Genomic DNA, 9,210 nt, shown 5'->3' with positions numbered 1-9,210 from the left:
GTCCCGAAGATCCTGTGAAAGCGTTCGTGCCATCCATGCTGGCCTCCTGACACCAGCAGGAAGTCTGAATCACAACGGCGCCGCGAAGGGAATCCCTGACGAGTCAGTTCGTGTGGAAACCGCTCTAGCGTGGAATCACGAAAACCCCCAATAGCAAGGAAAGCATCCACGTCCCGCCATTTTTCAGACTGTATGCTGTCCTCGGATTTCGATGTCACCGCTGCAACCGGCGGAGTCTATGGTCCCGTTGGTGGTAACTCCACAAGTAGACGGGGCAGAGCAGTAGGATGAGGACAGAGAACCAGCGAACTATCTCTGGCGTCCCGTTCTGGAAACGGGGCGGCGTTGCCACGACCAGGCCGTGCAGGAAGGTCTGAACCGGATCGCTCAGGCCGGCGGCGCCCACCAAAGCAGCGAAAAGCATGTAGAAGAAACCGTCGCCTCGTCGGATGCGTTCGGGATCGACCGGAAAGTCGCGCAGCATGACCGGCAGCGTCATTGCAAGGCTGAACCCGAGGAAACCCCCTCCGCAGCACAGCAGCAATGCCCCCGCTACGCCAAGCTGCGCCGCCACTTGATAGACAATGGTCGTGTTGAGGCCGAGCGCCGCCACGTAGGCGCTACAAAGCACTGACAGAACGATACCTGAGACTAGCGGTGGCTCTTGCGTTGAAGGCTCACACTTGCGGTCAATCCGAACCTGCCTGTCCTGGCTCTTTCGACGGACCGGCGGCGTTGTCGCGACTGCTGGCGCAGCAATACGCGTTTGAGGCACCGGTCCAGGCTTGCTCTCGAACCCTGCCCGTGCAGCCCGTTCGGGGAAAGCCCGGCAGGCGTACCACCGCAGGCGCCGCAGCGCCTTCATCTCGATGCGCCGCACCGCTTCCTTGCCGATATTGAGATCCTCGCCAATCTCGCAAAGGGTGTGCTCGCCAAGCCCGCCAAGACCAAAACGCATGCGGATGACGCGTTCTTCGCGGGGCGACAGCCGTGGCAGCACTGCATGCAGAAACTGGCGATCGATCAAACGGTCGATTTCTTGCGCTGTTGGGGGACCGGGCATGTCATCGCTGAGGCTGGCAAGATCATCCTGGTCGCAGATGTCCATGGGTCGGGGCATGGTGGGTGCTCCTGCCAAAAGGCCAAGTTCGGCGCGGCCCGGTGGGAGGTGACCCGGACCGCGCCGTTTCCGATCAGGCGTAGTGCGGCCGTTCGACGCATTCGATGCAGTCGACCTTACGCTCTTCGCTGACGGAATGGTGGTGGCCCGTGGCGTCCTTCTCCGGGCAGTCCGAGCAGAGGCCGTTGGCCTCCTGCTGGAAGCGAGTGGCTGCGTCCTTCAACTTCTGTTTGCGCGCCTCGAGTGCTTCGCGCAGCCGGGCGAGGGTCGCCCTGGTCTGTTCAGGGCTGGTCTGTTCGGAGGGGCCCCGGCGATCGAGCAGGCTCTGGATCAACGTTGACGCCGCCGCCCTGGGAGCGGGCTCGGCGGCGAGGGCAGGGGTGGCGGCCGCCGCAAGCATCGGGGCGAGCAGATAGGCATATCGTTTCATGGCTAGTCTCCTTGTTCAGAAAAAGCCGGTCCCGCGGCCATATGAGAGGTCGCCGCGTGACGAATCCCCGAGCGCCGACCGGCGCACGCTCAGGGTGACGCCCCGCCTTCCGCGGGCGCGGAAGTGGAGATCCTGGGGATCGATGTTGTTGCGTTCCGCCCATTCCTGGGCATCGCGCTCGCTCGGAAAGTCGCCGACTTCCTCGTGTTCATAGGCCATGGTCGCTCTCCATCGGTTCGCAGTCGGGCGGTTCGGGATCGGCATCGGGCTTTGGATCCGGCGCAGCCGGCGCGAGGAACGCGACCGCCGCTGCGGCAAGGGCGACGGCGACCATTGCCAGGATGACCAGGCCGCGCGCCGCAGGCTCGGGCAGGACAAAGGCAAGCACGGCCAGCCAGACGAGCGTGGAGTGCGCGCGGTCGAACACCTGGGTGGCCGCGGCGGGGGCGAGGACGGGGAAGCGCCTCACAGGTCGAGCCCCAGCGACTTTTCCGGACGCAGTTGGCGCACCGGGGGTTCTGGGACTTTCCCAAGCACCGCATCGAGTTTGGCCTTGAGCTCGGGGCTCATCCTGAGTTCGGGCAACTGCCGCGCGTCGATCGGATTGTGATGGCGTGGTTCGACCTCAAGCTTGCCGGTCACCTCGAGCGCAGAAGTCTTGTTCCCGGGCGTGCGGTCGAGCTGCTGCTTCAGCCCCTCGAGATTGTTGGTGACGACCATCATATCGTCGGTCGCGCGGGTGTTGAGCACGTTCTGCGTGCGCTGGGTCGCGAGATTGCGCTGCGATGAGGAGATGACCTCGATCGCCTCCGGCTTGGTCATACCCTGCGCCATGTGGGCATTGAGCGCGTAGCCGAGGTCGAGCCGGCGCAGCATCGGGTCACCGGTCGCAAGCACCAGTTGCCGCTTGTCGGCAAGCTCGACCCGCACGCCTTCGGGCCGGGCCTCCAGCACCGTCGCGTAGGTCGACTTGGCAAGATCCCGTCCCTGGTCCTTGTCCCGCCAGAACACGGTCTCGCCGTCATGGATCTTGAGCTCTCTCTGCTCGTAGAGCCCGATCCGGTCGAAGCGGTGATCGGGGTCGATGCGGTCCGGGTCGATGACCTTGCGCCGCCCGCCAGCTTCGAGCACGACCTTGCCATCCTTGCGGATCTCGCGGACCGCGTACTCCCCGCGCTTCAGCCCCAGTTCGCGCACGTCCATCCGCGCGTCGAGCACCTGGCCCACCCGGTAGGTCGAGGCGAAGCGAAGCTCCTCGCGCGTGGTGTTGGCGCTCTGCAGGGTGGTGAGGGTGAGGCCTGGCCCGGTAAGCGTGCCTTCCTTGAGCAGCCCCGCCTGGACCCGCGCGTTGATCTCGGCGCGGTCATCGCGCCCGGCCGTGAAGATGGCGGTCGCCTCGCGCTTGTCGGGGCTGAGCGACAACCACAGCTCGGCTGCGCGGGCGACATGATCGGGCCCCGCCTCGATCACCCGGCCGTGGGCGGCAAGAAGGTCGAGCGCGAGGCTGGCATGGCCTTCGTTCGAGAGCCCGGCGACGGCCAGCAGCAGGGGCGAGTTCTTCTGGCGGATGTTCTCGTCCATCCGCACGGTTGCCTGCCCGGCGGCCTGGCTGACGGCGAACATCTTGCCCTGTTCGATCGCCGACAATTGCTGGCGGTCGCCCATGAACGGCGCTTTGGCGAGATCGAGCTGCTCGGCGAGCGCGGTCAACCGCAGCATGTCGCGCGAGGAGACCATCGAGCTTTCGTCGGTGATGATGACGGTATTGGCGAGCGCCGCCTTGGCGGCCTCGAAGCGCTCGCCCGATCCCGCGGCTGCAGCCCCGCCATAGGTGCTGAGAAACTTGGCGATCGTGTAGGCCTCGATCCCTGCCTCGCGCATCTGCTCGGCCGACATGCCCTGGCCGCCCCCGCCGCGCAGGTCCGCGACCATCTTGTTCTGGAAGGCAAGGCCGACGAGCTTGACGCCTTCATCGCCAAGCACCTTGCCCACCGCGCCGAGCAGAGTCGATTTGCCCGCACCCGCGACGCCCTGGACATTGAGAAAGCGATCGGTGCCGGAGAGGATCGCGACGCCGGCAGCGAGCTGCCCCTCGTTGAGCTGCCAGGTATCGACCCCGGCGCGGGCCTGCCCAAGTTCGCGCGCCGCGTCCTGCAGCCGCGCCATGGCCTGCTCGGGCGGCATGAACGCGCGGCCCTTTCCGCTGCCGGCATCGATGCGGTCCAGAATCTGCTGCTCCATGGCGAGCGCCGCCGGCGTCGTGACCAGATCGAAGTGCCCGTCGAGCCGCTCCGACTTGCCAGGGATCAGATGGCCCTCGCGAATGAGTTCGCCGATCCGCAGTGCGATCGCGCCGCCTTCAAGACCCTTGATCTGGAAACCCAGCGCCGCGCTAAGGATCGCCTGCGGCGAGAAAGCCGCCTCGCGCTCGGACAAGTGCCGGATGGCGGATGCTGTCGCGTGCTGGGCCTTGATCGTGTCTGCGGGCAAGAATAGGGCGGCCGCGCCGCTCACTGCCAGCGGGCTCGGCGTGCGCAGCGCCGCGCCGATCCGGGTCGACACTTCACCGAGCGCAGCGGTCGCGGTTTCGCGGAAGGTAGGACGTGCCTGCAAGGCGGCACGCTCACGTGCCTCAGCAACAAATGATTTCCCGTCAAAGCCGAGTTCCTGCGCCCGCTGCTGCCAACTTCCGGTCAGCGCACCGCGGTCATCGACAGCGAGCTTGGGGTCGCGGGTGTAGAGCGTGATCTGCTTCTTGGTTTCGAGCCGCGTCGCACCCGTTTCCGCGATCTTGGCCTCGATCTCGGTGGTGCGGGTCGAGAACGCCTTGATCACCTCGCTTGGCACGCCCTTGATCTCGAACGAGCCATGTTTGCCAGCGGCCTCGGTTTCGTAGCCGAGCTTCTGCAACTGGGCGCGGAAGGCGGCATGGTAGAACTGGCCGATCGTCGTGTTGTTCTTCCAGATCTCGCCGTTCCACAGCGCCTTCCATGTCCCCTTCGGATCGCGCGTCAGGTTGGCGACGACGGCGTGGATATGGCCCTGCGGATCGAGCGCACGGCTCGTGTCATGGGCGAAGAGCGCATAGACGAGATTGCCGGTCTTTTGCGGCTCGCCGCTGCGCGAGCGATCGTAATTGCGGCTCTCGGCAAACTGCTTCTCGACGAGCTGCGTCATCGTCGATTTGACGGCTGCAAGATGCGCATCGAGGATCCGCTTGTCCCCGCTCACAAGCGCCAGGATCGAGGCGGACTTCGGCATCGAGAAGGTGAGGTCGAGACCCAGGCGCCGGCCCTCGACCTGCCCGACCATCTCGCCGTCGGGAAGCTGCCCATTGAGGATCGCCTCGAACGCGCCCTTCTCGACCTGGCCTTCGAGCCCGAGTGCGCGCGCACCTTCGCCGCCCCAGACCCCGGCTTCCGCGTGTTCCTGCTCGGTGTAGTAGTTGTCGTTGGCGAAATAGGCGGCGGCCCCGCTCGAGGACCTGACGGATGCGATGGAGTGCATGGCTTACATCTCCGGTCCGTCGTCATGGGAATGCGAGCGATCGTCGATCTCGCGTGCAGCTTTGGCGCCGCGCTCGGTGGGCTTCTCGTCCTGTACGGGGTCATTGAGTTCGCGGGTCACGCCGGCGCGCTGCGCCGCAGCCTTGGCCGAGGCATGATCCGCGGTCTTGTCCGGCGGTTCCTGTTCGCGCCCTCCATTCCGCGCGCCCTGCGGAGCCTGCTCGAGCCTGAAGGCCATCTGCTTGCCCACACTGGGATCCTGTCCGGGAACCTGGGGCGGGTTTTCCGGGGCGGGATGCTCCGGATCAGCCTGCTCGGATGCAGGCGTGCCCGGACCGGTTTCGGGCTCGTCGCCACGCAATTCACGCTCGGGCTCGCCGCGCGGTTCGCGGCCCCCGACTTCCGTCTCTTCGGCGTCATCTACCGGCGGCGGCACGAACTCGATGGGCTGGACATTTTCACGCAGGACATAGCCTTCGGCGACCTTGGGCCAGTCCTTGTAGGTGAGCTTGATCCGCGCCGCGTCGAAGCCTTCGGGAAATACCAGGAAGCCGCGCAGCGATGGCAGGCGCATGATATCGTCGGGAAGGACCAGCGGCTGCACTTCGGAGCGCGGCGTGATCGTCGCCGCGTCGCGGATGTTGGAATAGCCGTAGCTGTAGGCCTCATCCATCATCCTGACTTCGCGGTGGCCGATATAGTCCGAACAGTGCTCGGCGGTGTCCCGGTCGGCGGCCGCGAGAATCAGCTTGGTACGCGCGAGCGATGCAAGGTTCTGCGCCCCTTCCTTGCCGTATGTCTCGGCCAGCTTGGCGAAGGAATGGATGCCGAGCACGAAGGCACCGCCAAAGCCGCGCGCGGTCTGCAGGCCGTCCTCGATGGCCGGCAAGCGGTGCAAGGCATGGACCTCGTCAAAAAAGAACCATGTGCGCAAGGACCGGGTTCGCGGCAGGCGCATCAGCGTGTGGACCGCGAGGTTCATCCAGAGCGAGAGCAGCGCCCGGTTGAGGACCAGTTCGTTGTGCGAGGAAGTGATGAACAGGATCGAGCCGGGCTTGTCCTGGTGCCGGATCCAATCGCAGATCGAGAAGGGCTCCTTGCCCTCGGGCAGGAACAGCAGTGCCTGGGTATTGGTGTTGAGAACCGCGCGGACGGACTCGGCCATGCGGGCGGCCACCGGAGCGGTGAGCGGCTCGGCAATGGTGTTGCGGAGCAGCTCGTGGACCTCTTCGAGATCGGCCATCATCAGCCGGTAGGCAAGCGCGGCATTGGTGGCCTGGCCGATCTTCATCAACTGTACGCAGGATTGCACGAACAGGGTTCGCGCTCCCAGCATCCAGAACGGGTCCGCACCGCCGCCATCGGTCGGCAGGATGGCTGCGGCGATCGCGGTGAAGTCGGCGTAGTTCTTGCCCTCGTCGAACAGCGACCAGCTTGGGCAGCGCTCGTCCATCGGGTTGAGGATCGTATCGGTTTCGGGGTTGTAGAAGCCTTCGACGTAAGCGCCGGTGAGGTCGAACACGACCGCCCGGTCGCGCCGCCTGCGCATCTGCGCAATCATGTCCCGCATCTGGGTCGTCTTACCCGTGCCGGTCGAGCCGATCATGATCGTATGGGCTTGCTCGGTGCGCCACGGAAACGACACGCCTGCGATGTTGTAGACGTGGTGGATGCCCGCGTCCTTGCGCTCGGCGAAGCTCATTTTGAGGACGTCGTCGAGCGTCTTGCCGGGCATGCGTTCGGTCACTTCCTGCGCCAGCGCGGCGCGGTTGTGCTCGTTGATCACGGCGGAAAGATCGGCGGCATCGACCAGCATGGCGCCGCGCTGGTGGCGCTCTTCGAGGATCGCCTTGCCGCGGCGGTGCGAGAGATTGACGAACCAGATCGAGATCGGGATTGCGATGAACAGCGAGATGAACAGCGAACCCCAGATCGCGCGCATCAGCTTGTTCCAGGCAATGACCACATCAGGATGCGAGGCGATCATGCCGATGGGGGCGGGGATGACCTCTCCGGAGGGGAGGGTGAGGTTCAGGATCTTCTTCGGATTGAACTCCATGAAGCTCCATCCCGCCGCGTAGATCCGCATCAGGATCATTTGGATCTCGTGCTCATGGAGCAGCAGAGCGAGGACAATCGAGAGGGCCAGCAGGAAGGTGAAGAACCACACCAGCAGCGGCATCTTGGCCGAGGCAAACCACATCAGGAATTCATGGGTGATGAGCTGCGAGCCGCGGGTGAAATTGCCGGCGTTACGCGGCATGCTTCCACGCGCCGAATGATGCTTGAGCTGACCCGGGCGGGCCTGGTCGGACCAGGTGTCAGGACGCGGCATAGAGCGCCTCCACGCGGCGGTCGGCTTCCGCCATCAGGGCCTGGTGTGCATCGGGAAATTGGCGCTGGATGAGGAGATCGATTCCGAGGAACAGATACTCGGACGAGAATTGGCGCCGCCGCTCGGTTTCGGTGCTGCCGTCGATGGTCGCAAGGTAAAGGGTCAGCGCATTGCGCAGGATGATCGAGGGCGTCAGCCCGCGCGCCTCCTGGACCTTCTCGACACCTTTTGCGAGTTCGCGCGGTATCCGTACCGTAATCCGGACTTCATCAACCATACCCAGACCCCTCGTGGAGGCCTGGTGGGAATTGCGCGCGCCCCTTTTAGTCCAGCATGGGCCGTCTGGCAATCGCGCAGCGGCGCGACGGTCCTTGTCGGACAGGGTCGGACCGAGAAACGGCGGAGTTCTGCCGCTTTGCGGGATTGTCCGACCCAGTCAGACAGGTGGCAACATCGCAAACCCACGCATTTCCGCCATTTCCCCTACGGTCCTGCCGTGTACGGTCTGCATCCTTCCCCCTTGATCCTGCAGTGATGATGGCTCGCGGGTTTGGTGGTCTTTCGCGAATCCGAAGCTGGCCTTCCAGGACGTCCGCAGGCGTCGTGCCCGGCCTGAATTGCACTCGGAAACCGGGGGCGATCTCAGCCCCGTAACATCAGAGCTTGCCAAACAGGGGAGGGGTCTTGATCCTCGCGCGCGGGAGGTTTCAGCACCAACCCACGAGGTATCATCATGGCCAGGAAAGGAAGCCTTGAAGCAGAACGTCAGGCAATCGCCAAGGATCGTCAGGCGCTGGAAGCGCGCGAGACGAAACTGCGCGAAAGCGAGCGGGCGGCGAGTGTCGAACTGATGCACAAATCGGTTCTCGGCAAGGCGCCGTTCGAGAGGGTCGAAGCATTCTTCGCCGCTCTCGGAAAGCTCGGTCTGGACGAAGCGGAGAAGCGCCTGCGGGCAAGCTGAAACCGGCCTCGGCAGAGGCCAGCACAGCCGGGGCTCGATGCCCCGGCTGTGCTTTATCTGGACACGCAAAAAAGGGGGCCGGAGAGCCCCTTGTTGGTGCCCTCCGGCGCTGCGGTCGAAGCTCATTTCAGAATGGGCAATCCGCGTCCCATTCGGGATCCATCACCACGCTCATGAAGCTCGCGGCGCGGGCGATGTTCGCTTCGTCGAAGTCGTCGGCCATCATGCCCGGGACGGAATGGACGATCCGGTCGATCAGGTCCTGGGGCAGGGCGTTGTAGTCGCCCTCGTCGATGGCGAGAAAGCAGCCGAACTCGTCTTCGATGACGTGCTGGTCGAAGAAGCTGTGCTGGGCCCGCATCGTCGCGGCGCGCACCGCTGCGTCATAGCTTATGGGGTCGAAAGCCGGGATGTCGAGGGTCTTGGTAAGAGCGTTCATGTGAGCCTCCTGTCAAAGGAATTGAAGAGGTCTCCTCGGGGATGGCCGAGCTTGGTCCGGGTCAGGAACGGGCCGCTCGCGGCCCGCCGCGCAGCGGGGGTGGGGGAGCCGATTTTTTCGCCTTCTTCAGGCGTAAAAATTGGGGGAACCGCCCTTCTTGACGCGGGCCAATGGCGGCCATCATGCTTGGAAGTCTGCGAGAGTATTTAACCCTGTTGGGCAGCACACCCGATGGTCCCAGGCACGGGTCTCGAGCGCCCGGCCGATGCGAAGACTTCGCGTGCCCGCCAGCAGGCCGTCAGGCCATTACTGGTGAGGGCAAGAAGGGAGCGAGCCGGGCCATGACAGTGTGCGTCCCGATCGACAAAAAAGAAGGGCATCCGGCGGTAAGGCCGGATGCCCTTCTGGTTGATGCAATC

General features: G+C 64.7%; 9 protein-coding genes. 1 reads left to right on the top strand and 8 read right to left on the bottom strand.

The annotated features are described in order from the left end of the window. Positions 1–214: 214 nt before the first annotated feature. The 7 genes from EH199_RS19680 to EH199_RS19650 form a co-directional block, all read right to left on the bottom strand. Entirely contained in the window at positions 215–1,120 is a 906-nt protein-coding gene (locus EH199_RS19680; RefSeq protein ID WP_124810863.1) for a sigma factor-like helix-turn-helix DNA-binding protein, read from the bottom strand. 73 nt (positions 1,121–1,193) lie between these two features. Further along, positions 1,194–1,550 (bottom strand): hypothetical protein, encoded by a 357-nt coding sequence (locus EH199_RS19675; protein WP_124810862.1) that lies wholly within the window; start codon positions 1,548–1,550, stop codon positions 1,194–1,196. A 15-nt stretch (positions 1,551–1,565) separates the two neighbouring features. Continuing rightward, the gene (locus EH199_RS19670) at positions 1,566–1,769 is read right to left on the bottom strand and encodes a hypothetical protein (protein ID WP_124810861.1); all 204 of its coding nucleotides are present in this window, start codon (positions 1,767–1,769) and stop codon (positions 1,566–1,568) included. Then, the gene (locus EH199_RS19665) at positions 1,759–2,019 is read right to left on the bottom strand and encodes a hypothetical protein (RefSeq protein ID WP_223806790.1); all 261 of its coding nucleotides are present in this window, start codon (positions 2,017–2,019) and stop codon (positions 1,759–1,761) included. Before EH199_RS19665 ends, EH199_RS19670 begins: the two co-directional genes overlap by 11 nt. Continuing rightward, a complete protein-coding gene (mobF, locus tag EH199_RS19660; protein ID WP_124810860.1) occupies positions 2,016–5,057 on the bottom strand; it encodes a MobF family relaxase in 3,042 nt (1,013 codons plus the stop codon). The genes EH199_RS19665 and mobF overlap by 4 nt, the downstream gene beginning before the upstream one ends. 3 nt (positions 5,058–5,060) lie before the next feature. Further along, positions 5,061–7,391 (bottom strand): type IV secretion system DNA-binding domain-containing protein, encoded by a 2,331-nt coding sequence (locus EH199_RS19655; RefSeq protein WP_124810859.1) that lies wholly within the window; start codon positions 7,389–7,391, stop codon positions 5,061–5,063. Next, positions 7,378–7,668: a ribbon-helix-helix protein, CopG family gene (locus EH199_RS19650; RefSeq protein ID WP_124810858.1), complete on the bottom strand. Its 291-nt coding sequence runs from the start codon at positions 7,666–7,668 to the stop codon at positions 7,378–7,380. Before EH199_RS19650 ends, EH199_RS19655 begins: the two co-directional genes overlap by 14 nt. 456 nt (positions 7,669–8,124) lie before the next feature. Between EH199_RS19650 and EH199_RS19645 the strand changes: the two genes are divergently transcribed. Next, positions 8,125–8,352 (top strand): hypothetical protein, encoded by a 228-nt coding sequence (locus tag EH199_RS19645; RefSeq protein WP_124810857.1) that lies wholly within the window; start codon positions 8,125–8,127, stop codon positions 8,350–8,352. 127 nt (positions 8,353–8,479) lie between these two features. Here the strand turns inward: EH199_RS19645 and EH199_RS19640 are convergent, their stop codons facing one another. After that, positions 8,480–8,791: a hypothetical protein gene (locus EH199_RS19640; RefSeq protein WP_124810856.1), complete on the bottom strand. Its 312-nt coding sequence runs from the start codon at positions 8,789–8,791 to the stop codon at positions 8,480–8,482. Positions 8,792–9,210 lie beyond the last annotated feature (419 nt).

The organism is Novosphingobium sp. LASN5T, from assembly GCF_003856955.1.
GTDB lineage: Bacteria > Pseudomonadota > Alphaproteobacteria > Sphingomonadales > Sphingomonadaceae > Novosphingobium.
This window is presented reverse-complemented; position numbering and strand designations above follow the sequence as displayed.

What these genes read in the sequence shown, in the direction of transcription:
- EH199_RS19675 (WP_124810862.1), bottom strand. Translation starts at nt 1,550, where the DNA reads ATGAAACGATATGCCTATCTGCTCGCCCCGATGCTTGCGGCGGCCGCC.
- mobF (WP_124810860.1), bottom strand. Translation starts at nt 5,057, where the DNA reads ATGCACTCCATCGCATCCGTCAGGTCCTCGAGCGGGGCCGCCGCCTAT.
- EH199_RS19645 (WP_124810857.1), top strand. Translation starts at nt 8,125, where the DNA reads ATGGCCAGGAAAGGAAGCCTTGAAGCAGAACGTCAGGCAATCGCCAAG.
- EH199_RS19680 (WP_124810863.1), bottom strand. Translation starts at nt 1,120, where the DNA reads ATGCCCCGACCCATGGACATCTGCGACCAGGATGATCTTGCCAGCCTC.
- EH199_RS19655 (WP_124810859.1), bottom strand. Translation starts at nt 7,391, where the DNA reads ATGCCGCGTCCTGACACCTGGTCCGACCAGGCCCGCCCGGGTCAGCTC.
- EH199_RS19670 (WP_124810861.1), bottom strand. Translation starts at nt 1,769, where the DNA reads ATGGCCTATGAACACGAGGAAGTCGGCGACTTTCCGAGCGAGCGCGAT.
- EH199_RS19650 (WP_124810858.1), bottom strand. Translation starts at nt 7,668, where the DNA reads ATGGTTGATGAAGTCCGGATTACGGTACGGATACCGCGCGAACTCGCA.
- EH199_RS19640 (WP_124810856.1), bottom strand. Translation starts at nt 8,791, where the DNA reads ATGAACGCTCTTACCAAGACCCTCGACATCCCGGCTTTCGACCCCATA.